This window comes from Terrabacter aerolatus (genome assembly GCF_007991735.1).
Classification (GTDB): Bacteria; Actinomycetota; Actinomycetes; order Actinomycetales; family Dermatophilaceae; genus Terrabacter; species Terrabacter aerolatus.
Window position 1 is genome coordinate 84,821 of sequence record NZ_BJYX01000017.1, and the last position, 22,017, is coordinate 106,837.

The following is a 22,017-nucleotide window of genomic DNA, read 5'->3' on the forward strand; positions in this document are numbered from 1 at the left end:
CCCTCGTGGGGAGGACCGCCGGGGTCAGTCCCACTCGAGGCCGCCACGGCGCCACACGTAGGCGTACGCGATGAAGACCGTGAGGATGAACAGGACCATCTCGACCAGTGCGAAGAGGCCCAGCTTGTTGAAGGCCACCGCGAACGGGTAGAGGAAGACGGACTCGATGTCGAAGATGATGAAGAGCATCGCCGTCAGGTAGTACTTGATCGGCACGCGGCCACCGCCGGCTGCCTGCGGCGTCGGCTGGATGCCGCACTCGTAGGCCTCGAGCTTGGCGCGGTTGTAGCGCTTGGGCCCGACGACGAGCGAGGTGAAGACCGACAGCGCGGCGAACGCGAAGCCGAGCCCCAGCATGAACAGGATCGGGACGTAGGAGTTCATCCGAGGTCACGTGCCTTCCGGTCGTGCGAGTCGTGCGGTGCGTGCAGGGTGGGGGCTGCGAGCGCTCCGAGGGCGCAGGTGCGCGGCGCACCCATCCTAGGGGCGTCGGCAGCGATGGTGCTCGGCGTCACGAGGGCACCGGCGCGGGGACGGTTCATGCGCTCGGGGCCAGTCGCGAGAGGGTCGTGATGAGGCGGTCGCTCGCGCCCTTGCTCGTCGGGTCGGCGAGGTTGGCCATGATCTTGAGCAGGAAGGGCATGAGCCTGGTGCGGGGCAGGCCGTAGCGCGTCGCGAGCCGCATGACCTCGGGGTTGCCGATGGCGTGGGCGAACCAGCGCCCGAGCGTGAAGTAGCCGCCGAGCTCGTCCTTCATGACCTTGGGGTATGCCGCGAGCACCCTCTCGCGCTCGGCGTCGCTCGGGCGGGCCATCGCCTGGGCGACGAGCTCGGCGCCGAGACGCGCGGCCTCGAGGGCGTAGTCGATGCCCTCGCCGTTGAAGGGGTTGACCATGCCGCCGGAGTCACCGACGAGGAGCAGGCCGTCGGCGTAGAGGGGCGTGCGGTTGAAGCCCATCGGCAGCGCGGCGCCGCGGATCGGGCCGGCCGTCTCGTCGTGCTCGAGCTGCCACTCCGGGTTGATGTCCTCGACCCAGCGACGCATGACGTCCTTGTAGTCGGTCTTCTGGAAGGCCGAGGTGGTGTCGAGCGTGCCGAGACCGACGTTGGTGCGGCCGTCCTCGAGCGGGAAGAGCCAGCCGTAGCCAGGCATGAGGATGCGGTTGCCGGCGTCGTCGCGGCTCCACAGCTCGAGGTGGCTCTCGAGGTAGTCGTCGCGCTTCGGCGTCGTGTAGTAGGCGCGGACGGCGACACCCATGACGCGGTCCTCGCGCTTGGGCCGGCCGACGGCGGTGGCGAGGCGACTCGAGACGCCGTCGCTCGCGACGACGACGGGGGCGCGGTAGGTGACGGTCTCACCGGTGGCGCGCCCGGCGTCGTCGAGGCGCTTGGCCGTGACCCCGGTGACGCGGCCGGAGGTGTCGCGGATCGGGGTGGAGACGCTGGTGCGCTCGTGCAGCAGGGCACCCTTGCGCTCCGCGTGCCGGGCGAGGGCCTCGTCGAGCTGGGCGCGGGTGCGCACCATGCCGTAGCCGGGGAAGGCGTCGGACTCGGGCCAGTCGAGCTGCAGCGTGTGGCCGCCACCCTTGATGCGCAGGCCCTTGGTGCGCTGCCACCCCGTCGTGTCGACGCCGAGGGAGACGAGCTCCTTGGTGGCGCGGGGCGTCAGGCCGTCGCCGCAGATCTTGTCGCGGGGGAAGGAGGACTTCTCGAGGAGCACGACGTCGAGGCCGTGGTCGGCGAGGTAGGCCGCCGTCGCGCTGCCGCCGGGACCGGCGCCGACGACGATGACGTCGGCCCGCTCGACGGGTGCAGCACCAGACCCCGAGGGGCTGGGCGCGACGCTCGAACTGGTCATGTCTCCCTGCACGCTTCCGGACCGCTTGTGAAGATCTTCACGAACTAACTTCGGGAGTCTATTCCCGCCATTTCGCGGTTGTCAGATAAGGCATACCTAAGTCTCGACAACGGACCGGCGGAGCCGGTCAGCGCTTCGTGCCGTGGTGCAGCGCGACGATGCCGCCGGTGAGGTTGGTCCAGCCCACCTGCTGCCAGCCGGCGGCCTCGACGATGCCGGCCAGCTCACCCTGCGGAGGCCAGGCGCGGATCGACTCGGCGAGGTAGACGTAGGAGTCGGGATTGCTCGACGTGCGGCGGGCCACCGGCGGCAGCGCACGCATGAGGTAGTTGCTGTAGACGGTCCGGAAGAGCTTGTTGACCGGCTGGCTGAACTCGCAGACGAGCAGGCGCCCGCCCGGCCTGGTGACGCGGAGGAACTCGCGCAGGGCGGTCTCGGCGTCCGCGACGTTGCGCAGCCCGAAGCTCATCGTCACGACGTCGAAGCTCTCGTCGGCGAAGGGCAGGCTCATCGCGTCGGCGGCCGTGAAGGCCATGTCGGGCCGGCGGCGGCGCCCGACCCGCAGCATGCCGAGGGAGAAGTCGGCCGGGACGACCTCGATCTCCTGGTCGGCCCACGGCTCGCTCGACGTGCCCGTGCCGGCGGCGATGTCGAGGATGCGCTCCCCCGGCCTGGCGTCGACGGCCTTGACGACGGCGCGGCGCCACAGACGGTCCTGACCGAGCGAGAGCACGTCGTTGGTCACGTCGTACTTCTCGGCGACGGTGTCGAACATCGACGCGACGTCGACCGGCTTCTTGTCCAGCTGCGCACGGGTCATGCGCTCATCCTCGCACCCGGGCGGTGTGGGTCGCGTCGCACGTGCGGTCGTGCGGCAGGGGCCGCGGTCGTTCGGTCGTAGAGTTGCAACCGATGTCCACGCTTCCCGCCCCCGGAGCGTCGTCCCCCGCCGCGGGACCGACGGTCGTCGTCCGCACGGTGCCCCTCGCGGCCACGGACCCGCTGCTCGCCTACCTGCCGTCCGGCCGCCCGCACGACGAGCTGCTGTCCTGGGTGCGCCGCGGCGAGGGTCTCGTCGGCTGGGGCGCAGCCCTGACCTTCGAGTCGCGCGGCGCCGACCGCTTCGCCGAGGCCGAGGCGTGGTGGCGCGAGATCGGCCACCGCGCCGTCGTCCGTGACGACGTGGAGCGACCGGGCACGGGGCTCGTCTGCTTCGGCTCCTTCCCCTTCGCCGCCGACTCGGCCGAGTCAGCACGTCTCGTCGTGCCGTCGACCATCGTCGGACGCCGCGACGGGCAGGGATGGCTCACCACCATCTCGCTCGATCCTCAGCTCACGCTCCTCGAGAACCCTTCCGTCGCAAGCGATCCCGAGCCTCCTCGCGACGTCGCCTTCGCGGACGGCGACGTCTCCCCCGCCGACTACGCCCATGCGGTCGCCGAGGCCGTGAAGCGCATCGGGGCGGGCGAGGTCGACAAGGTCGTCCTGGCCCGTGACCTCGTGGCGACGGCATCGGCCCCCATCGACCCGCGCTGGCTGCTGCGTCGTCTCGCCGAGCGCTACGAGAACACGTGGGTCTTCTCGGTGGCCGGACTCGTCGGTGCCACGCCCGAGCTGCTCGTGCGCCGGGACAAGGGCCTCATCACCTCGCGGGTCCTCGCCGGCACGATCCGCCGCACCGGCGACGACGCCAAGGACCTCGCCCTCGCGGCCTCGCTCGCCCGCTCGTCGAAGGACCTCGAGGAGCACGAGTACGCCGTTCGCTCCGTCGCGGAGGCCCTCGCACCGCACTGCTCGTCGATGAACGTGCCCGAGGCGCCGTTCGTGCTGCACCTGCCCAACGTCATGCACCTCGCGACCGACGTCGCGGCCGTCAGCGTCGACGACGCCTCGTCGCTGACCCTCGCCGCCTCCCTGCACCCGTCGGCCGCCGTGGGCGGCACGCCGACGGCGGCTGCCGTCGACCTCATCGGTGAGCTGGAGCAGATGGACCGGGGCCGCTACGCCGGCCCCGTCGGCTGGATGGACGCGCACGGCGACGGCGCCTGGGGAATCGCCCTGCGGAGCGGGGCCCTCGACCCCGACGACCCCTCGCAGATCACCCTGTACGCCGGCTGCGGCATCGTCGCAGGGTCCGATCCCGAGTCCGAGGTGGCCGAGTCCGACGCCAAGCTCATCCCCATGCGCGACGCGCTCGCCAGCGACTGACGGAGGTCGACGGTGACGGGAGACGCGACCGCCCCGGAGCTCGCGCTGCGCGTGCTCCAGCAGCTGTGGCTCGGCGGCGTCCGCGACGTCGTGCTGGCACCGGGGTCGCGGTCGGCGCCGTTCGCGCTGGCTCTCGACGCCGCCGACCGGGCCGGTGACCTGCGGCTGCACGTGCGCGTCGACGAGCGGTCTGCCGGCTTCCTCGCCCTCGGCCTGACCACCGGGTCCCGGCGTCCGGTGGCCGTCGTCACGACCTCCGGCACGGCGGTCGGCAACCTGCTGCCGGCCGTCATGGAGGCCCACCACACCGGCCGCCGGGTCGTCGTCGTGAGCGCCGACCGACCCGACCGGCTGCGGGGAACGGGCGCCAACCAGACGACCGACCAGGCCGGGATCTTCGGGACGTTCGCACCCTGCCACGACCTGACCGCCGCACTCGCGTCCGAGGACCTCGACGCGGTTGTCTCCCAGGCGTGCTCGCGCCGAGGACCGACCCAGCTCAACGTCCAGCTCGACGGCGACCTGCTGCCGTCCGACACGGACCCCCACGCCTGGTGGCACCGCCCAGACGACCTCCACGACCCCGCCGCGGCGGGGGTGGGACGGTCCGGAGTGACGGTGACGGTGACGGGCGTCGAGGCGTCGGTGTCGGTGCGGACCGACGGGGAGCTGCTGCCCCTGGGCCCCCGCACCGTGGTCGTCGCGGGTGACGACGCGGGTCCGGCCGCCCGCCTGCTGGCCCAGGCCGCCGACTGGCCGCTCGTCGCCGAGCCGACGTCCGGAGCCAGGGTCGGACGCCAGGCGTTGCGCACCGGACGCCTGCTCCTCACCACCGACCTGCGCGGCGACGTGGAGCGGGTCGTCGTCGTCGGGCACCCGACCCTGTCGCGTCCGGTGACGAGCCTCATCAGCGACCCCTCCGTCGAGGTCCTGTCGGTGCGGGGCCGCGACGGCGTGGCCACCGACCCCGGACGCATCGCCCGCGTGCTCGACGTCGTGCCGCGCGTCGAGGGCCCGGACGCCCCTGCCTGGTTCGATGCCTGGCAGAGCGCCGACGCCCGCCTGTCGACCCTCATCGACTCGGGGCTGGCTGCGCCGCAAGGGGATCCGGCGCGACCACCCGTCGGCGAAGGCGTCTCACCCCTCGCCGTCGCGGCCGTCGTGGGAGCCGCCGTCGCCGCCGACACGACCCTCGTCGTCGGCTCGTCCAACCCGGTGCGCGACCTCGACGTCGTGGCCACGCCCTGGACGCCGCACGAGCACCGCTTCGTGGTCGGCAACCGCGGGCTCGCCGGCATCGACGGGATGGTCTCGACGGCCGTCGGCGTGGCGCTCGGCCGGCCGCGCGCCGCACGCAGCATCGCCTACCTCGGCGACCTGACCTTCCTGCACGACACGAACGGCCTCCTCGTCGGCCCCGGCGAGCGCCGTCCGGACCTCACGGTCGTCGTCCTCAGCGACGACGGCGGTGCGATCTTCAGCACCCTCGAGCAGGGCGACCGACGCTACGCGAGCGCCTTCGAGCGGGTCTTCTCCACCCCGCACGGCACCGACCTCGCTGCCCTCTGCGCCGCGCACCACACGGCATACGAACGCGTCGACGACCTGGACCGGCTCGCAGCCGCACTGGCCGAGTCGCCCACGGGCACGAGGGTTCTCGAGGTCCCCGTGTCACGGGCGGACCGGCGGCACGAGGCCGCGTGGCTGCGCGACCTCGCCCGACAGGCCGTGCCGACCCGCGACGGGCGACCCTGACCCTCGGCCCCGCGGCTCAGGTCTCGGAGGCGTCGCCCGCCCAGCCGGCCCCTTGCCGCGCGGCCAGGGCAGCCGCGGCCCCGACGAGCTCGGCGTTGTCGCGGGCCTCGCGCCCGTCGGGCAGCAGGCACGTGTCCTCCAACCCGATGCGCAGGTCGTGTCCGGCCGCCGCGGCCCAGCCCAGCACCGGCCACGCCCACGCCTCCTCGCCGTGCACGACGACGGGCTCGGGAATCGCCCCCGGGCCGTTCAGGGCGGCGAGGACGAGAGCGGCCGCACCGGGCCCGCCGGGACCAGGGGTGGCGCCGGCGATGAGCTCGACGAGCACCCGCTCGACCCGTCCCGGCCAGCCGCTCCCGGCGAACCGGGCGGCGGCCTCGGGTGTCCAGATGCCGGCCTCGACACCGATTCCCCTGTCACACAAAGCCGCTGCGACCTCTTCGGAACCGTCCTCGTGCCAGTTGACGCTCGCACAGTCGGGGCCTCCGGTGGCCGGCGTCGGCCACCGCGACACGAGGTCGAGCTTGTCCCGCGCGCTGCCCACGATGCCGTCGCGCGTCGAGACGCTGACGCGCAGCCCGGGCGTCAGCGCCCGGATCGCGACGACGGCATCGACGACGTGCCGCGTCTCCAGGGTCTCCCGGCCGGTCTCGTCTCGCGGATGGACGTGGACCATGAACGCGCCGGCCGACACCGCGTCGGCGGCGGACCGGGCCAGCTCGGCGGGTGTCCGGGGCACGGAGGGGTGCTGCCGGCGGGTGCGGTCGCCGTTGAGGCACGCCTTGATCACCGGACACCCCCGTCGGCGAGCACGGCGTGGCAGCGCACGAGCCGCTCGCGCCACCACCGCTGCCGATCGGTCGGGGCCGCGAGGTCGAGGAGCGCCTCCGGGTCGGGCACGGCCCTGCCGGTCGTCAGCAGCCCACCGGCGGGGCGCCACGCCGTGGCCGAGACGTCGCGCTCGAAGAGGCCCACGGTGCCGAGCCCGCAGGCGTGATCGAGCGTCGGGAGGGCCGCGGCCAGAGCCACGCCGGCGGCGATGCCGACACTCGTGTCGAGCGCCGACGACACGACGGCCGGGAGGCCGCAGGCCTCGACGATCTCCAGCGCCGAGGCCACGCCACCGAGCGGAGCCACCTTGACCACGACGACGTCTGCCGCGCCGAGCCGCGCCACCCGGATCGGGTCCTCTGCCTTGCGGATCGACTCGTCGGCCGCGATGGGCACGTCGATCCCCTTGCGCGCCAAGGCTGTCCGCAGAGCCACGAGCTCCTCGACCTTGGCGCACGGCTGCTCGGCGTACTCGAGGTCGTATGCCGTGAGCCGCTCCAGCGCCTCGGTGGCGGTCTCGACGTCCCAGCCACCGTTGGCGTCGACCCGGATGCGGGCGCCCGGCCCCATCGCCGAACGCACGGCGGCGACGCGGTCGACGTCCTCGGCGAGGGACTGCCCCCGCTCGGCCACCTTGACCTTCGCCGTCGTGCAGCCGTCGAACCGGGCGAGGACCTCCGGCACGCGCTCCGGCCCGACGGCCGGGACGGTCGCGTTGACGGGCACGGCGTCACGCGCGGCGGCGGGCCACACGGCATACGCAGCCTCGAGGCCGGCGGCGAGCCAGCGCGCCGACTCAGCGTCGGCGTACTCGACGAAGGGACTGAACTCCCCCCAGCCCGACGGGCCCTCGAGGAGCAGGGCCTCGCGCACCTCGACGCCGCGGAAGCGGACACGCATCGGCAGCGCGACGACGTGGGCGCGCGCGAGCAGCTCGTCGACCGGGGGCAGCGTCGTCATGCCCCCATCATCACCGACGGCGCTCAACGGGAGGGGAAGGCCTCGTGCCGGTCACGCGTCGGGTCGGGTTGGGACGGGAACGACGGTGACTGGACGGGCCGCGCCGACGGGGCCGTCTCGTCGTGGAGCCGTCCGCGGCGACTCGTGCCACCGGCCCGGCCGACGCAGCCGTGGGAGCGCCCGGCGACGTGCGGCAGCATCCAGAAGAGGCCGAAGAGCCACCAGAAGCCGTGGCCCGACGACCCGAGCGCGACGGCGATGAGCACCACTCCGGCGACCATGAGGTTGCGTGGCGAGAACCCGTCGGTCTCCTCCGTCCTCGGGGCCCGGTCGGCCCCGTCTCCCTCGACGGTAGGACCGCGAGGGCCCGGCGCTCCGGTCCCTCTGTCAGCACCTGCCCCTGACAGATGTCACCCTCAGGTCGCGACGGGGCCCTCGTGCGACGGCGAGAGGCTGCCGAGTCGGACGTCCGTCGAGTTGTCGACGGCGAGGGCGATGCGGTCGAGGAAGACCTGGCGCATCGGCGGAAGGGCGTCGAGCGCGAACCAGCCCGCATCGGTCGACTCGTCGTCACCGGGCTCCGGCTCCCCCGACACCCACCGGCACCGGAAGGTGTGGTCGAGGTACTGCCCCAGGTCACCGTTCTCGTGGGTCACGACGCCGCTCGCCGACACCCAGACGAGGCGCTCGACCTCGGCGACGACACAGGCCTCCTCCTCCACCTCCCGGACGGCCGTGACGTGCGGCTCCTCGCCCGGGTCGACGATGCCGGTCACGGGCGTCCAGTCCCCGTTGTCGGACCGCTTGACGAGGAGCACCTCGTCGGCGCCCTCCTCGACCGTCCGGAGCACGACGGCCGTGACCCCGGGGAGCCAGAGCAGCTCGCGTCCGACCATGGTGCGCAGGTGGGCGACGTAGGGAGGGATGGGCATACGGCCGACCCTAACGCCGCCGATAGGGTCGTTGCGTGAGCAGCGAGCCGAACGAGAGCGCCGTGTCCGAGATCTTCGACCCGAGCGAGTGGGCGCCCGTCGAGGGCTTCGACCTCACCGACATCACCTACCACCGCCGACGTCCGGTCGCCGGTCGCCCGCACGCCGAGTCGGGCGTCGTGCGCATCGCCTTCGACCGGCCCGAGGTGCTCAACGCCTTCCGGCCGCACACCGTCGACGAGCTCTACCGCGCGCTCGACCACGCCCGCATGACCCCCGACGTCGGCGTCGTCCTGCTCACCGGCAACGGCCCGAGCCCCAAGGACGGCAAGTGGGCCTTCTGCTCCGGCGGCGACCAGCGCATCCGCGGCCGCTCGGGCTACCAGTACGCCGAGGGCGAGACGGCCGACACGGTCGACGCCGCGCGCACCCGGGCCCAGGGCGGGCGCCTGCACATCCTCGAGGTGCAACGCCTGATCCGCACCATGCCCAAGGTCGTCATCGCCGTCGTCTCGGGGTGGGCGGCCGGCGGCGGCCACTCGCTGCACGTCGTCTGCGACCTGACGATCGCGAGCCGCGAGCACGCCCGCTTCAAGCAGACCGACGCCGACGTGGGCAGCTTCGACGCGGGCTACGGCAGCGCCTACCTCGCCAAGATGGTCGGCCAGAAGTTCGCGCGCGAGATCTTCTTCCTCGGCCGCACCTACTCCGCCGAGGACATGCAGCGGATGGGCGCCGTCAACATCGTGGCCGACCACGCCGACCTCGAGACCGAGGCCCTGCAGGTCGCGACGGAGATCATGGGCAAGAGCCCGCAGGCGCAGCGCATGCTGAAGTTCGCCTTCAACCTCACCGACGACGGGCTCATGGGCCAGCAGGTCTTCGCCGGCGAGGCGACGCGCCTGGCCTACATGACCGACGAGGCCGTCGAGGGCCGCGACCAGTTCCTCGAGAAGCGCGAGCCCGACTGGTCGCCGTTCCCCTGGTACTTCTGACCCGTCAGAGCGAGTCCATCAGCGCGACCGTCGCGTCGACGATCTGCCGCTGCGCGGTCACCCGGTCGACCGTCGGGGTGCCGTCGCCGGGCTGGTCGCCGTAGTCCCCGAAGAAGGAGTGCACCGCTCCCTCGACGCGGGTGTATGCCGTGTCGCCGGGCAGCAGGGACCGGCTCGCCTCGACGTCGGCGGGGGTCGTGAACCCGTCGCGGCTGCCGCTCACGGACGCGACGGAGAGGTCCGTGCGGCCGGCGAGCGAGCCGACGGGATAGGACGCCCAGAGCAGCAGGCCCTTGACCGTCCCGGGGTGGTCGTGGGCGTAGGTCGTGGCGACGACACCGCCGAGGCTGTGCCCGCCGACCGCCCAGGACGTTACCTCGGGATGCCGCTCGATGAACGTGTCCGGGGCGGTCATGGCGAGGAACCCGATGCCGAAGGGCTGCTTGACCACGACGACGAGCACGCCCTGCCTGCTCACCTCCGCGAGCATCGGCACGTAGGCGCGCGGGTCGACCCGGGCACCGGGCTGGAAGATCAGGCCCCGGGTCGGGGTGCCGCTCGTCGGCGTGATGACGATGTGCGCGGGCGCGTCGGTGATGCGCACCTGTGCGCTGTCCGACATGGCCGCCACCGCCTCCGGCGTCGCCGCGAACGGGCGGAGCCAGACGAGCGCGCCGAGCACGACGAGCGTCACGAGGACCCCGAGGGTGCGCCCGACGGCCCGTCGCCACGGCCGCCCGTGCTCGGGGCGGACACCGTCGGCCTCGGACCGGTCCCGGGCGAGGAGCACGACCCCGATGAGCCCGCAGGCCGCGAGGGCGATGACCTGGGCCGGGTTGCCGGCGAGCAGGACGGACCGGTCGAGCACGAAGAGGACGAGCGGCACGACGAGCCAGAGGATCCCCAGCGCGACGGACAGGCGAGGCCGCCGGCGTCGACCGAGCGCCGGCCCGGGGTCGAGCACCTCCTCGTACGGCATGCTCGTCACCTCTCGAGCGTAACCACGCCGGCCGGGGCCACGGGGCCCCGGACGGGTCCGAATCCACGACGCGGACAGTCCTCGCGCCCGGTGCCTGCCCGAGCCGCACCCCCAGGTCGGTGTCGGTCGCACGACGTCCTCCCGGACAGGGCAGGATGTTGGGGTGGAACCGAGCGACGACCGCCGCGCCGACGCTGGCCGGCGCGCGCCCGGATCCGCACCGGGCGGGTCTCGCACGGGCGCCCGACCCGAGGCTGGTGGGCGTGACGGTGCCGGGGCGTCCGGGGGCGGCGACGTCCCCGAGGGCGGACGACCGGCCGACTTCCGCCAGCCGCGGCGCACCACCGCGGCCAACGCCACCCGCGCCGTCGGCCGCGGGCTCGGTCGCGCCGCCTCCGGGACGGCTCGTCTGACCGCGCGATCCGGCCGCTTCGCCGCCGGGAAGGCCCACGCCTACACGCACTCGGGCGGTGCCGGTGAGACCGGGCTGGCTCGCATGACCGAGCTGCACGCCAGCCACACCGCCGGCGACACGATCATGACGCTCGCCCTGGCCGGCACGCTCTTTTTCAACCCGCAGACCGCCCAGGCCCGGAGCGACGTCGCGACGTTCCTGCTGCTGACGATGGTCCCGTTCGTCCTCGTCGCGCCCCTCATCGGGCCGCTGCTCGACCGCTTCTCGCACGGACGCCGCTGGGCCATCGGCACGACGCTCGCCCTGCGTGCCTTCCTCTGCTGGGTCCTCGGCGAGGCCATCACCACCGACAGCAGCTGGCTCTTCCCCGCGGCACTGGGCTGCCTCGTCGCCTCCCGCGCCTACACGATCACCCGCGCCGCCGCCGTGCCTCGACTCCTGCCGCCGGGGACCACCCTCGTCAAGGCGAACTCGCGCGTGTCGATGGCCGGTGTCGTCGGGGCCGTCGCCGGAGGGGCGCTCGGCGGGGCCGCGATGGTCGCCGGTTCGGCGTGGGCGCTCCGGCTGGCCTTCGTCGTCTTCGTCGTCGGCACCGTCCAGGCCATCCGCCTGCCGGCGCGCGTCGACTCCTCCCTCGGTGAGGTCTCCATCGAGGACACGGCTCCCATCCCCCTGCGCAGCACCGACCCGCGCGGTGGCACCGGCAGCCCGCAGCCCGCGAGCTCGCTCCGCGGCACCCGTCGCGGATGGTCCGGCTCGCCCGCGGGACGGCATACGCCCTCGGACGGCGACGCGCTCACCGTCGACTCGCTCGGCCCGCTGGGTCGGTTCCGACGGCGCAAGCAGGCGATCCCGTGGCCCGTCATGCACGCGATGTGGTCGACCGGCGGCACGCGCGTGCTGACCGGGTTCCTCATCCTCTTCATGGCGTTCCTCGCCAAGGAGCACCCCATCGACGGCATCCGCGGCGAGGTGGTCCTGGCGATCATCGCCGTGGCCATCGGCATCGGCAACGGCCTCGGCAGCGTCGTCGGCAACGTCGTGCACGACCAGCGCCCTGAGCGCATCGCCATGCTGTCGGTGCTCGCCGCGACGGCCTGCTGCATCGCGACGGGGATCTGGTACGGCGTGTGGACCCTCGCCCTGCTCGGCTTCGTCCAGGGCCTGTCGGCCCAGCTGTCCAAGCTGTGCTTCGACGCCCTCGTGCAGCGCGAGGTCCCCGAGAACGTCCGCACGTCGGTCTTCGCGTGGTCCGAGACGATGCTCCAGGTGCTGTGGGTCGTCGGCGGGGCGCTCGGCATCGTGCTCCCCCTCGACCCCCACGTCGGGTTCCCCGTCTGCGCCGTCGTGCTCGTCTGGACCGTCGCCATGGCGGTCCGTCAGCGCCGACGCGCCACCCCGACCGCACGACCGAGAGCGAGACCCGCCTGATGGCTGCGCCGTCCCCCCGCCCACTGGCGATCCCCGCGGGCCCGGCCGTCCTCGACGTGCTGCCCGACCTCGAGGCCGCCCTCACGGGCCGGTCACCCGTGCTGCCGTATGCCGCCACCGACGCCACGCCGTCCGTGCCCTCCCACGACCCGGCCGGGCTCCCCGACGGCCTCGCCGTCGCCGTCGGCACGTCCGGATCGACGGGCCTCCCCAAGCGCGCGCTGCTCACGGGAGACGCCCTCGAGCGCTCGGCCTGGGCCACCCACCAGGTCCTCGGCGGCAGCGGCGCCTGGCTGCTCGCCATGCCGGCCCACCACATCGCCGGGCTGCAGGTGCTGCTCCGGTCGGTGGCCTCGGGGGTCACGCCTGCCGTCCTCGACCTGCGCGACGGCTTCACCGTCGAGGGGTTCACGGCCGCGGCGGCCCGGGTGCGCCCGACGGCCTCGGCGGCCCGTCGCTACACCGCCCTCGTCCCCACGCAGCTCTCCCGCCTCGTCGACGACCCGGCGGGGGTGGCCGCCCTGCGCGACTTCGACGGCGTGCTCGTCGGCGGGGCCGCGACACCCGCCGCCCTCGTCGAACGGGCCCGGGGCCTCGGCGTCGTCCTCAGCCTGACCTACGGCATGAGCGAGACGGCCGGCGGCTGCGTCTACGACGGCATCCCCCTGCCCGTCAGCCGCGTCCACGTCGACAACGACCGGCACGTCGTCCTCGGCGGCGACACCGTCGCGCACGGCTACCTCGGCGAGCCGGGGCTCAGCCGCGACGCCTTCGCCGTCGACCCCGACGGCGTGCGGTGGTTCCGCACCGACGACCTCGGTCACTTCGACGACGACGGCCTGCTCGTCATCGACGGGCGCGCCGACGACGTCATCAACACGGGCGGCCTCAAGATCAACCCCGGCGTCGTCGAGGACGCCATGACCCGGCACCTCCACGACGTGCTCGACGTCGTCGTGCTCGGTCTCCGCGACCCCGAGTGGGGCGAGTCGGTCTGTGCCGCAGTGACGCTCGTCGACCCGACCGGCCACCTGACGACGCGCGAGGTCCGGGAGCGGCTGCGCGGCATACTCCCCGACGCAGCCCTGCCGCGCCGGGTCGTCGTGCTCCCCTCGATCCCGCAGCGCGGCCCCGGCAAACCCGATCGGGCCGCGATCCGCCGCACCGTGCAGGACCTCGCCTGAGCGGTGGCAAGATAAGGGTGTTCCCACCCTCTCGAAGGAGGTCGTCGTGCTCCGCGTCGTGCTCGTCGCCCTCGTCGTGTTCGCCTCGATCTACGCCTTCGTCGACTGCGTGCAGACCGACCGCCGGGTGGTGCGCACCATGCCCAAGCCCGTCTGGCTCATCGGGGTGCTCGTCCCCGTGCTGGGGCCCGTCGGCTGGCTCCTGGCCGGCCGGGCGAGCTCGCGCGGCGGACCCGCCTCGCGCGGTCCCGCCCGCAGACCCCCCGGACCGCGGGGCCCGCTCGGCCCCGACGACGACCCCGACTTCCTCCGCAAGCTGTAGAAGGACGCCCCCAGAACCTCATGGCCACCTTGTCCCAGTGGATCGAGGGCGCCCGCCCCCGCACGCTGCCCGCCGCCGTCTCCCCCATCCTCGTCGGCACCGGTGCCGCCTACCAGACGGGCCACGTCGTCTGGGCGTATGCCGTCCTCGCCCTCGTCGTCGCCCTGGCCCTGCAGGTCGGGGTCAACTTCGCCAACGACTACTCCGACGGCATCCGGGGCACCGACGAGGTGCGCGTCGGGCCGGTGCGGCTCGTGGGCCAGCGGCTCGCGGCCCCGCGCTCGGTCAAGATCGCGGCCTTCGCGTGCTTCTTCTTCGCCGGGCTCATGGGACTCGCGCTCGTCGCCCTCTCGGGCCTCTGGGTGATGATCCCCATCGGCGCCGCCGCGATCGTCGCGGCCTGGTACTACACCGGGGGCACTAGGCCCTACGGCTACCTCGGCCTCGGCGAGGTCTTCGTCTTCGTCTTCTTCGGGCTCGTCGCGACGCTCGGCACCATGGCGACCATGACGCCACCGACCGCCGCCGGCTGGTGGGGCGCCATCGGCGTCGGCGCCCTGGCCTCGGCGATCCTCGTGGCCAACAACCTGCGCGACATCCCGACCGACCGCGAGCACGGCAAGCGCACCCTCGCGGTCCGGATGGGCGAGTCGGGCACGCGGACCTTCTACGTCGTGCTCGTCGCGGTGGCGTTCGTCATGACGGGGCTGGCCTCGCTCACCTCGCCCTGGGCCCTGCTCGCGCTCCTGGCGACACCCCTCGTCATCAGGCCGATGCAGGCGGTCGTCGGGCGCGCCTCGGGGCGCGGCCTCATCCCCGCCCTGGCCGGCACCGGGCAGTTCCAGCTCGCGTGGTCACTGCTGCTGGCCGTCGGTCTGGCGCTCGGCCGCGCCTGAGTCCGCCCGGCCGGTCCGCGCGCGGCAGGCCCGACGGCGGCGCGCAGCTCGGAGCGCGCAGTTCGGCTGACGGGGGTGCCGCACGGGTGACACCGTGGGGTCGTGCCCGAAGAGATCGACGTCGTCGTGGTGGGGGCCGGCCAGGCCGGTCTGGCCACCAGCCACGAGCTCGGCCTGCGTGGGATCGAGCACGTCGTGCTCGAGGCGAGCGAGCCCGGATCGTCGTGGCTGGGCCGGTGGGACAGCTTCACGCTCGTCGGGCCGAACCACACCGTGCGCCTGCCCGGGGCCGCCTACGCCGGTGACGACCCCGACGGGTTCATGTCGCGCACCGAGGTCGCCGACCACCTGAGGGCGTATGCCGGCCGGCTGGGACGCGTGCGCTCGGGAATGCCCGTGCACGGGCTCTGGCCCCGCGAGCACGGAGGCTACGAGCTGCGCACCGACGGGGACACGATCCGCAGCCGGGTCGTCGTCGTCGCGACCGGCGCCTACCAGCGCCCGCTGCGACCCGCCGCGGTCCGGGGGCTCGCGCCCGACGTGCCGTGCGTCGACGTGCTCGGCTACCGCAACCCCGCCGGCCTCCCCGACGGCCCGGTACTCGTCGTGGGCAGTGGCCAGAGCGCGTGCCAGATCGCCGAGGAGCTCGCCGTCAGCGGCCGCGACGTCGTCATGGCCTGCGGACGGGCGCCGTGGTTCCTCCGACGCGTCGGTGGTCGCGACCTCTTCGAGTGGCTCATGGACTCCCCGTTCTACGAGCAGACTCCCGACCAGCTGGCCACGCCGGCGGCGCGGCACGGCGCGAACGTCCAGGCGAGCGGTGGCGGAGGTGGTCACGACCTGCACTACCGCACGCTGGCGGCACTCGGGGTGCGGCTCATGGGACACCTGCTCGAGGTCGACGGACACACCGCCAGGTTCGCCCCGGACCTCGCGGAGGTCATCGCGGCCGGTGACGCGGGCTTTCGGTTCGTGCGCGACACCGTGGTGGGCGTGTGCCGGGACGGCGGGATGCCGGTGCCCGACATCCCGGAGCCGAGGCCGCTCGACACGACGGCGCCGACGGAGCTGGACCTTCGCGGCTTCGGGGCCGTGGTCGTGGCGACGGGCTTCCGGTCGCGCTACACCGAGTGGATCGACGTGCCCGGGCTCGTCGACGACCAGGGCTTCCCGGTGCACGTCGACGGTGAGAGCGTCGTGGCACCCGACCTGCACTTCGTCGGCGTCCACTTCCTGCGCCGGCGCCGATCGTCCCTGCTGTTCGGAGTCGGGGACGACGCCACGGCGACGGCAACCCGTGTCGCCGTCCGCCTGGCCCTGCCCACCTGACCCACGCGTGCCACCGCGCGTACCACCACGGGCACAGCAGCGAGTGCGTGGGCGAGGGAGAGAGCGGTGCGGTCGCTCGAGGGGAGGGAGGCCGGTCTCAGAGGTCGGCGTTGCGTGGCTTCTCGGCGGCTGCACCCGTCGAGTCGCGCAGCGGGCGCTCGTCCTCGGCGTCCTCGGCGAACTCGTCGCTCGTCGGGTCGACCTCGTGCCTGGCCACGAGCTTGGCCTCGTGGCGGTCGACGAGCCTGGCCGTGATCTCGTCGCGCATGCCGCGCAGCAGCAGGTAGGAGGCCGCCGCGGACGCGATCGCCGACGCCCCGAGAAGGAGCACCGGGTTGTTGCGCAGCCCGATGAGCCAGAAGAGGAAGAGGAACCCGAAGAAGATCAGGATGCGCAGGAGGGAGTAGCGGACCATCTCAGCTCACCGTCAGCCCATACCGGAGTAGTTGTGCATGCCCACGAAGGTCGACACGAGGTTGACCAGCGTGAAGTTGACGATCACCGACACGTAGCCGACGAGCGCGATGTACATCGACTTGCGGTGGTCGACCCCGGCCGTCGCACGGCTGTGCATGTAGGCGGCGTAGACCGTCCAGATGACGAACGTCCAGACCTCCTTGGGGTCCCACTGCCAGTAGGAGCCCCAGGCCTGCTTGGCCCAGATGGCGCCCGCGATGAGGGTGAACGTCCAGAGGATGAAGGCCACCATGTTGAGGCTGTAGGCCGTACGCTCGAGCGACTGCGCACTCGGGAGCGACTCGATGAAGTTGGGCTTGGCCGGCGGCTTCTCCTCGCGGCGCAGGCGCACGAGGTAGAGCAGGCCGACCGCGCACCCGAGCGTGAAGAACGCGACGGCGAGGAAGGCGACGGTCACGTGGATGCCGAGCCAGTAGGACTTCAGGGCCGGCATGAGCTCCCCGGCCTCGGTGTAGAGGACGGTGAGGGCCAGACCCAGCACGAGCAGGATCGGCGTGACGATGAAGACGCCGAGCCACTGCCAGTTGTTGCGCTTGGCGAGCACGCTGTAGGCGGCGCCGACGGCGGCAGCGGCAGCCGTCGCGAACTCGAACATGTTGCCCCACGGCGGGCGACCCACGGCGAGGCCGCGCATGAGCACCGACGAGACGAGCAGGGCCGACGCGAGGTAGGTCAGCATCAGGGCGATGCTGCCGCGCTGGCGGCTCTTGAGGCTCTCCTCGAAGCCGGGGCCGGCTGCGTACGGCGTGGCCGGACGGCGCTCGCTCGTCGTGGGCGCCCCGGCGCCGACGAGGACGCTCTCGCGCTCCGTGGCGGGCACCTCGGCGACCTTCGAGTCGGCCACCTTGGGCGCACGTGCCGCCAGGTGCCACGTGAAGGCGAGCATGGCGAGCGTGTAGACGATCATCGCCGCGTAGAGCGCGGCGTTGGCGTTGGCTGCGAGGTTCACGAGCGATCGGTCCGTTCTGCAAGGCGGTCGTGCACGCCGGTCGTGATCGCGGAGACGATCGCGGCGAGCCCGGGGTCGGAGTCCTTCGAGAGGCCACCGATGGTGACCACGGTAGCCGGTCGCCCGTCGGCGCCGGGAGGGCTGTCAAGGGTGCCCTCGGGTCGGTCGCCGCCGGCGCCCGCCGGGGCGGGCCGCACGCGCACGAAGACGCGGCGCCGCTTGATGGTGAGGCCGAGGATGAGGCCGAGGGTGGCGAGCGTGGCGCTGACGAGGCTGATCGGGGCGCCGGGGTCGGTGCGCACCGACAGGCCCGCGAAGCGCTTGACGCTGTCGAAGGTGATCGACCCGCGCCCGCCGGGCAGCTGCTTGGTCTCGCCGGGCTTGAGACGGAACAGGGCCGGCGAGCCGTTGGGCTGCAGCACCTGCTTCATCTCCTCGGTGTTGAGCGTGTAGACCGACTGCGGCGCACCGCCCGGGAAGAGGTTGCCCTCCCACAGCGACATGGCGATCTCGGGGTTGTTCGCGTCCGGGAAGAGCGACATCGGGCCGTTGGTGAAGCTCGGCTCGGCGGTCGGCAGGAAGAAGCCGGTGAACCCGAGCTGCTTGGGCGACGCCGAGGGCACCTTGATGACGCCGACGGACCGGTAGTTCGGGTCCTGCGGGAGGAACGGCGTGGCCTCGCGGTAGAGCACCTGGCCCTTCGCGTCGCGCACCGTGATGACGGGCGTGTAGCCGTTGCCGAGCAGAAAGATGTCGGCGCCGTCCACGCTGATCGGGTGGTTGACCGAGACGTTCTCGCTGCTCTTGGGTGCTCCCGGGGAGCTCTGCAGCGTCGTCTGGGCGTCGAAGAGCCGGGGCGTGCCGAAGGAGCGGCCGGGGGTGTCGTTGAACTCGACGTGCAGCTTGTCGAGCGACAGGACGAACGGGGGCAGGGTCTCGGAGTCGACCCACGGGCCGGGCGAGATCGTGTTGTACGTGCCGGCCGACGACGCGAACTTGTCACCCTCGGCCAGGATGATGTCGCCGCGCCACCCGAGCAGGTGCCCGACGGCCATGCCGATGATGATCCCGGTCAGGGCCAGGTGGAAGAGCAGGTTGCCGGTCTCGCGGAGGTAGCCGGACTCGGCCGAGACGCTGGTGCCGTCGTGCGAGTGGACGCGGAAACGCTTGCCCTTGAGGACCTTTCGCGCCGCCTCGAGCGCCTCGTCCGGCGTCAGGGTGGTCGTGAGCTCCGCGTGCTCGTCGAGCCGCTGGAGCCGGGCGGGCGCCCGCGGTGGGGTCGACCGCAGCGCCGACAGGTGCACCTTGGTGCGCGGCGCGATGCAGCCGACGAGCGAGACGAAGAGCAACAGGTAGATGGCCGAGAACCACGGCGACGCGTAGACGTCGAAGAAGCCGAGCCGGTCGAGCCACGGGGCGCTCGTCTGGTGCTGCGCGATGTAGTCGGCGACGCGGCCGGCGTCGATGTTGCGCTGCGGGAAGATCGAGCCCGGCACGGCCGCGATCGACAGGAGCAGGAGCAGGAAGAGCGCGGTGCGCATGCTCGTCAGCTGGCGCCAGCCCCAGCGCAGCATCCCGACGGCGCCGAGCGTGGGCAGCGTCGGCTCCTGACGGTCGGGCCGCATCCCCGTGCGGATGCGCTGGCTGTCCTGGGCGGCCGCCGGGTCCTGCGCCGTGGTCGGGTCGGTGTCGGTGCTCATGTCAGATCGCCACCTGGAAGCCGTTGACGAGGCGCACCTGGAGCCAGACGATGACGTCCTCCCAGACCCCGGTCAGCATGAGCAGCCCCACGACGACGAGGAGCAGGCCGCCGACGTTCTGCAGCGCCCGGCGGTGGCGGCGCAGCCAGTCGCTGGCGGTGCCGGCGCGCTCCCACAGGGCGGCCATGACGATGAAGGGCAGGCCGAGGCCGATGGAGTAGATGCCGGCGAGCGCGAGGCCTCGACCGATCGAGCCGGACTGGGCCGAGATCGGGGCGGCCATGGCCTGGATGGCCCCGAGCGTGGGACCCATGCACGGCGACCAGCCGACGGCGAAGGCGGCACCGAGCAGCGGCGCCCCCGCGAGACCGGCGCGCGGTCGCCAGCTGACGGGGACGGCATACGACCGTCCGACCCCGAGGAACAGCAGTCCCATGACGAGGACGACCGCTCCGCCGAGGCGCAGCAGCAGGCTCTGGTGCTCGCGGAACGCGAGGCCGACGGCCGAGACCGCGGCCGCTGCGACGAGGAAGACGACGGTGAACCCCAGGACGAAGAGGAGCGCCCCGAGCACGAGGCGCCCGCGGGACCGCTTCTCGAGCGACACGTCGGACAGGCCCGTGACGTAGCCGAGGAAGCCGGGGACGAGCGGCAGCACGCACGGTGAGGCGAACGAGACGAACCCGGCCACGAGGGCGACGAGCGATGCCGCGAGGAGCGACCCGGACGCGAGCTCGGTGGACACGGGGCTCAGGCCTTCTCGGCGAGCACGTCGTCGACGAGGCCGAGCAGCGTCGTCGTGGAGACCGGGCCGGAGACGCGGGCCGCGATGCGGGCCCGGCCGTCGAGCACGAGGGTCGTCGGCGTGGCCGAGGCCTTGCCCTGCAGCGACAGGATCGGGACGCCGCCGTCGTAGGCGAGAGAGGGGTAGGTGACCTTGTTGGCCCGCTGGAAGGCGAGGCCGGTCTCGGGACCCTCGAGCTTGTCGAGCCCGATGAACTCGATCTTCTTGCCCGTGGCCTGGACCGTCTCCCACGCCTTCTGCAGGTCCGGTGTCTCCTTGATGCACGGCGGGCACCACGAGCCCCACACGTTGACGACGAGGACCGTGCCGGCGCGGTCGGCGCTGCTCCATGGCTGGCCCTCGAGCGTCGTGCCCTCGAGCGTGACCGGGTCGCCACGGTCGCTGACGGCGAGCTGCTCGATGGAGCCGTCACCGGCCACGTAGCCCTTGCGATCACCCGAACGGGCTTGGTCCGCAACGGAGTTCGGATCCGATGAGCACGCGGCGGCGAAGGTCACGAGGCCTCCGGCCATGGCGACGGCACCCCACCGCAGTGCGGTCCGTCGATCGAGGTGGTCCATCAGGCGCCCACGCTCCTGCTCGCCCTCGCGAGCAGCTCCGCGGCCGGCTCGGAGTACGTGATGGAGGCGAGCTCGTCGCCGTGGTACGTCAGGGAGGTGAGGGAGGCGAGGGTGCACTGACGCTTGCGCGGGTCGTGCCACAGGCGCCGCCCCTCGAGCTTGTTGCGGGCGGTCCAGACGGGGAGCTGATGACTCACGAGCACGGCCTCGTGCCCGCGCGCGGCGTCGCGCGCGTCGGCGATGGCCGCGAGCATGCGGGTGGCGATCTCCTCGTAGGGCTCGCCCCAGGACGGCTTCGTGATGTCGGTGAACAGGTGCCAGTTGCGCGGGTGCAGCAGGTCGGTCAGCCCGACGGTCCGCCCCTCGAACTCGTTCTCGGACTCGATGACCCGCACGTCGGTGGCGATCTGCACGTCGTGGTCGGCGGCGATGGGCGCAGCCGTCTCCTGGGCCCGCTCGAGCGGCGACGCGACGACGTGCGTGATGTCGTTGGTCTCGAGGTGGGCCGCGAGGACGCGCGCCATCTGCTGGCCGAGCTCGGAGAGGTGGAAGCCGTCGAGGCGGCCGTAGAGCACGCCGTCGGGGTTGTGGACCTCGCCGTGTCGCATGAGGTGCACGACCGTGAGGTCGCCGACCGCCGCCGCCGACCCGCTCGCGCTCTGACCCATGGTCGACAGTCTCTCAAACGTCGTGCTCAGGACCGAATCCGCCTCCGAGCCTGTGCACGCCCTGTGACGTGCGCCGACGTCCGTGGAAGCAGCTCCTGCCACCGGGGCTGCCCGACCTAGACTCCGGGACGTGTCGTGGTCTCTCTGGCTGACGCTCGTCGCGGCGGCCACCCTCATCTCCCTGACCCCGGGCGCAGGGGCCGTCAACACGATGACCAACTCGCTCGGGTCCGGCTGGTCCCGCTCGATCTGGGGCATCCTCGGCCAGCAGGTGGCGCTGCTGGTCCACCTGGCCGTCGTCGCCGCGGGCGTCGGCGTGCTCGTGGCCGGCTCTCCCGTGCTCTTCTCCGTGATCCGGTATGCAGGCGCCGCCTACCTCGTCTACCTCGGCGTGCGCCTGTTCCGGGCGCGCGCCGCCGCGGCACCGGTCGACGGGACGAGCCGGGAGGCCGCGACCTCGATGTTCCGTCGTGGCCTGCTCGTCAACCTCACGAACCCCAAAGGCGGTCGTCTTCTTCCTGGCGTTCGTCCCGCAGTTCGTCCGGCCGGAGCGGCCGCTGGTCCCCCAGTACGCCGTGCTCGCCGCGACGATCGTCACCGTCGACGTCGTCGTCATGTGGTTCGTCTTCGCCGCGGCGGCACGCGGGCTCGGGCGCCTGACCCGGCGAGAGTCGGGACAGCGCACCCTGAACCGCGTCTTCGGCGGCCTCTTCGTCGGTGTCGGCGTGCTCCTCGCCGCCGTCCACTAGGTCCGGCGGCGAGG

Annotated in this window: 22 protein-coding genes and 1 pseudogene; 9 read left to right on the forward strand and 14 right to left on the reverse strand. The window is 72.9% G+C overall.

Annotated features, from left to right (window positions below; all coding sequences use genetic code 11):
* Positions 1–24 precede the first annotated feature (24 nt).
* From TAE01_RS15105 to TAE01_RS15115, 3 genes are all read right to left on the reverse strand, one after another.
* Complete coding sequence (locus TAE01_RS15105) at positions 25–384, reverse strand: NADH-quinone oxidoreductase subunit A (protein WP_026864999.1); 360 nt, start codon at positions 382–384, stop codon at positions 25–27.
* Positions 385–538: 154 nt separating this feature from the next.
* A complete protein-coding gene (locus TAE01_RS15110) occupies positions 539–1,858 on the reverse strand; it encodes a geranylgeranyl reductase family protein (RefSeq protein WP_147067642.1) in 1,320 nt (439 codons plus the stop codon).
* A 127-nt stretch (positions 1,859–1,985) separates the two neighbouring features.
* Positions 1,986–2,678 carry a demethylmenaquinone methyltransferase gene (locus tag TAE01_RS15115; protein WP_147067643.1) on the reverse strand — a complete coding sequence of 231 codons (693 nt, stop codon included), beginning with the start codon at positions 2,676–2,678 and terminating at the stop codon, positions 1,986–1,988.
* A gap of 92 nt (positions 2,679–2,770) precedes the next feature.
* Between TAE01_RS15115 and TAE01_RS15120 the strand changes: the two genes are divergently transcribed.
* Both TAE01_RS15120 and menD read left to right on the forward strand, forming a co-directional pair.
* Positions 2,771–4,066 carry an isochorismate synthase gene (locus TAE01_RS15120; RefSeq protein WP_186815229.1) on the forward strand — a complete coding sequence of 432 codons (1,296 nt, stop codon included), beginning with the start codon at positions 2,771–2,773 and terminating at the stop codon, positions 4,064–4,066.
* 12 nt (positions 4,067–4,078) lie between these two features.
* Complete coding sequence (gene menD, locus TAE01_RS15125; protein ID WP_147067644.1) at positions 4,079–5,821, forward strand: 2-succinyl-5-enolpyruvyl-6-hydroxy-3-cyclohexene-1-carboxylic-acid synthase; 1,743 nt, start codon at positions 4,079–4,081, stop codon at positions 5,819–5,821.
* 16 nt (positions 5,822–5,837) lie between these two features.
* On the opposite strand, the gene TAE01_RS15130 is transcribed toward menD, so the two are convergent.
* From TAE01_RS15130 to TAE01_RS15145, 4 genes are all read right to left on the reverse strand, one after another.
* On the reverse strand, positions 5,838–6,560 hold the full coding sequence (locus tag TAE01_RS15130; RefSeq protein WP_246111380.1) for a 3-keto-5-aminohexanoate cleavage protein: 723 nt from the start codon (positions 6,558–6,560) through the stop codon (positions 5,838–5,840).
* 47 nt (positions 6,561–6,607) lie between these two features.
* The gene (locus TAE01_RS15135) at positions 6,608–7,612 is read right to left on the reverse strand and encodes an o-succinylbenzoate synthase (protein ID WP_147067646.1); all 1,005 of its coding nucleotides are present in this window, start codon (positions 7,610–7,612) and stop codon (positions 6,608–6,610) included.
* Positions 7,613–7,635: 23 nt separating this feature from the next.
* Positions 7,636–7,893 carry a hypothetical protein gene (locus tag TAE01_RS15140; RefSeq protein ID WP_222594144.1) on the reverse strand — a complete coding sequence of 86 codons (258 nt, stop codon included), beginning with the start codon at positions 7,891–7,893 and terminating at the stop codon, positions 7,636–7,638.
* Positions 7,894–8,028: 135 nt separating this feature from the next.
* Positions 8,029–8,544, reverse strand: coding sequence for an NUDIX hydrolase (locus TAE01_RS15145; protein WP_147067648.1), 516 nt, complete (start codon positions 8,542–8,544; stop codon positions 8,029–8,031).
* 35 nt (positions 8,545–8,579) lie between these two features.
* Between TAE01_RS15145 and TAE01_RS15150 the strand changes: the two genes are divergently transcribed.
* Positions 8,580–9,539, forward strand: a complete 960-nt coding sequence (locus tag TAE01_RS15150) for a 1,4-dihydroxy-2-naphthoyl-CoA synthase (RefSeq protein ID WP_147067649.1) — start codon at positions 8,580–8,582, stop codon at positions 9,537–9,539.
* 4 nt (positions 9,540–9,543) lie between these two features.
* Here the strand turns inward: TAE01_RS15150 and TAE01_RS15155 are convergent, their stop codons facing one another.
* Positions 9,544–10,518: an alpha/beta hydrolase gene (locus TAE01_RS15155; RefSeq protein ID WP_246111382.1), complete on the reverse strand. Its 975-nt coding sequence runs from the start codon at positions 10,516–10,518 to the stop codon at positions 9,544–9,546.
* A 163-nt stretch (positions 10,519–10,681) separates the two neighbouring features.
* On the opposite strand from TAE01_RS15155, the gene TAE01_RS15160 reads away from it, so the two are divergent.
* From TAE01_RS15160 to TAE01_RS15180, 5 genes are all read left to right on the forward strand, one after another.
* Positions 10,682–12,364, forward strand: a complete 1,683-nt coding sequence (locus TAE01_RS15160; RefSeq protein WP_147067651.1) for an MFS transporter — start codon at positions 10,682–10,684, stop codon at positions 12,362–12,364.
* Complete coding sequence (menE, locus tag TAE01_RS15165; RefSeq protein WP_147067652.1) at positions 12,364–13,548, forward strand: o-succinylbenzoate--CoA ligase; 1,185 nt, start codon at positions 12,364–12,366, stop codon at positions 13,546–13,548. The genes TAE01_RS15160 and menE overlap by 1 nt, the downstream gene beginning before the upstream one ends.
* 46 nt (positions 13,549–13,594) lie before the next feature.
* Complete coding sequence (locus tag TAE01_RS15170; RefSeq protein WP_147067653.1) at positions 13,595–13,870, forward strand: PLD nuclease N-terminal domain-containing protein; 276 nt, start codon at positions 13,595–13,597, stop codon at positions 13,868–13,870.
* Between the two features lie 20 nt (positions 13,871–13,890).
* Positions 13,891–14,766: a 1,4-dihydroxy-2-naphthoate polyprenyltransferase gene (locus TAE01_RS15175; protein ID WP_147067654.1), complete on the forward strand. Its 876-nt coding sequence runs from the start codon at positions 13,891–13,893 to the stop codon at positions 14,764–14,766.
* 102 nt (positions 14,767–14,868) lie between these two features.
* Positions 14,869–16,095: a flavin-containing monooxygenase gene (locus TAE01_RS15180; protein ID WP_147067655.1), complete on the forward strand. Its 1,227-nt coding sequence runs from the start codon at positions 14,869–14,871 to the stop codon at positions 16,093–16,095.
* Positions 16,096–16,192: 97 nt separating this feature from the next.
* Here the strand turns inward: TAE01_RS15180 and TAE01_RS15185 are convergent, their stop codons facing one another.
* From TAE01_RS15185 to TAE01_RS15210, 6 genes are read right to left on the reverse strand one after another with little or no spacing between them, the layout of a single operon-like run.
* A complete protein-coding gene (locus TAE01_RS15185) occupies positions 16,193–16,510 on the reverse strand; it encodes a DUF4229 domain-containing protein (RefSeq protein WP_147067656.1) in 318 nt (105 codons plus the stop codon).
* A 12-nt stretch (positions 16,511–16,522) separates the two neighbouring features.
* Positions 16,523–17,521, reverse strand: a complete 999-nt coding sequence (gene ccsB / locus TAE01_RS15190) for a c-type cytochrome biogenesis protein CcsB (protein WP_147067657.1) — start codon at positions 17,519–17,521, stop codon at positions 16,523–16,525.
* Positions 17,518–19,221 carry a cytochrome c biogenesis protein ResB gene (gene resB, locus TAE01_RS15195; RefSeq protein ID WP_147067658.1) on the reverse strand — a complete coding sequence of 568 codons (1,704 nt, stop codon included), beginning with the start codon at positions 19,219–19,221 and terminating at the stop codon, positions 17,518–17,520. Before resB ends, ccsB begins: the two co-directional genes overlap by 4 nt.
* A 1-nt stretch (position 19,222) precedes the next feature.
* Complete coding sequence (locus TAE01_RS15200; protein ID WP_147067659.1) at positions 19,223–19,966, reverse strand: cytochrome c biogenesis CcdA family protein; 744 nt, start codon at positions 19,964–19,966, stop codon at positions 19,223–19,225.
* Positions 19,967–19,971: 5 nt separating this feature from the next.
* Positions 19,972–20,586: a TlpA family protein disulfide reductase gene (locus TAE01_RS15205; RefSeq protein WP_147067660.1), complete on the reverse strand. Its 615-nt coding sequence runs from the start codon at positions 20,584–20,586 to the stop codon at positions 19,972–19,974.
* Entirely contained in the window at positions 20,586–21,254 is a 669-nt protein-coding gene (locus tag TAE01_RS15210; RefSeq protein ID WP_147067661.1) for a histidine phosphatase family protein, read from the reverse strand. The genes TAE01_RS15205 and TAE01_RS15210 overlap by 1 nt, the downstream gene beginning before the upstream one ends.
* A 130-nt stretch (positions 21,255–21,384) precedes the next feature.
* Here TAE01_RS15210 and TAE01_RS15215 point away from each other — a divergent pair.
* Positions 21,385–22,003, forward strand: a pseudogene (locus tag TAE01_RS15215) (LysE family transporter).
* The last annotated feature ends 14 nt before the right edge of the window (positions 22,004–22,017 follow it).

Bases quoted from the DNA above. Each gene is read 5' to 3' on its own strand.
- TAE01_RS15105 (WP_026864999.1), bottom strand. From the start codon at position 384: ATGAACTCCTACGTCCCGATCCTGTTCATGCTGGGGCTCGGCTTCGCG.
- TAE01_RS15110 (WP_147067642.1), bottom strand. From the start codon at position 1,858: ATGACCAGTTCGAGCGTCGCGCCCAGCCCCTCGGGGTCTGGTGCTGCA.
- TAE01_RS15115 (WP_147067643.1), bottom strand. From the start codon at position 2,678: ATGACCCGTGCGCAGCTGGACAAGAAGCCGGTCGACGTCGCGTCGATG.
- TAE01_RS15120 (WP_186815229.1), top strand. From the start codon at position 2,771: ATGTCCACGCTTCCCGCCCCCGGAGCGTCGTCCCCCGCCGCGGGACCG.
- TAE01_RS15135 (WP_147067646.1), bottom strand. From the start codon at position 7,612: ATGACGACGCTGCCCCCGGTCGACGAGCTGCTCGCGCGCGCCCACGTC.
- TAE01_RS15140 (WP_222594144.1), bottom strand. From the start codon at position 7,893: ATGGTCGCCGGAGTGGTGCTCATCGCCGTCGCGCTCGGGTCGTCGGGC.
- TAE01_RS15145 (WP_147067648.1), bottom strand. From the start codon at position 8,544: ATGCCCATCCCTCCCTACGTCGCCCACCTGCGCACCATGGTCGGACGC.
- TAE01_RS15155 (WP_246111382.1), bottom strand. From the start codon at position 10,518: ATGCCGTACGAGGAGGTGCTCGACCCCGGGCCGGCGCTCGGTCGACGC.
- menE (WP_147067652.1), top strand. From the start codon at position 12,364: ATGGCTGCGCCGTCCCCCCGCCCACTGGCGATCCCCGCGGGCCCGGCC.
- TAE01_RS15175 (WP_147067654.1), top strand. From the start codon at position 13,891: ATGGCCACCTTGTCCCAGTGGATCGAGGGCGCCCGCCCCCGCACGCTG.
- TAE01_RS15185 (WP_147067656.1), bottom strand. From the start codon at position 16,510: ATGGTCCGCTACTCCCTCCTGCGCATCCTGATCTTCTTCGGGTTCCTC.
- resB (WP_147067658.1), bottom strand. From the start codon at position 19,221: ATGAGCACCGACACCGACCCGACCACGGCGCAGGACCCGGCGGCCGCC.
- TAE01_RS15205 (WP_147067660.1), bottom strand. From the start codon at position 20,586: ATGGACCACCTCGATCGACGGACCGCACTGCGGTGGGGTGCCGTCGCC.
- TAE01_RS15210 (WP_147067661.1), bottom strand. From the start codon at position 21,254: ATGGGTCAGAGCGCGAGCGGGTCGGCGGCGGCGGTCGGCGACCTCACG.